General features: G+C 63.2%; 1 protein-coding gene. It reads right to left on the reverse strand.

Features of this window, described 5'->3' with window-relative positions; all coding sequences use genetic code 11:
• Window positions 1-228, reverse strand: a 228-nt coding sequence (locus tag LD028_RS09780) for a LysR substrate-binding domain-containing protein (protein WP_237811705.1), incomplete at both ends; no start/stop codon positions are given.

Raw genomic sequence — 228 nt, forward strand, 5'->3', positions numbered from 1 at the left:
CTCGGCCTTCAGTTCCGCCAGACTGACCGACTCCCTGCCGGAAAGCCAATGCTCCCGGTGAACGATGGCAACCAGGTCCTCCGCCGAGAGCGGAACGGCGGCAAATGATTGCGTGTTGACCGGGAGCACCGTCAGCCCGACGTCGATGTGTCCCTGCTCCACCTGCACCTCCAGCCGCTTGGCGCTGTACTCCCTCATCTCCATGTCGATGCCGGGGTATTCCTGCTT

It is taken from the genome of Anoxybacillus sp. LAT27 (assembly GCF_022030075.1).
Classification (GTDB): Bacteria; Bacillota; Bacilli; order Bacillales; family Anoxybacillaceae; genus Anoxybacillus; species Anoxybacillus kestanbolensis.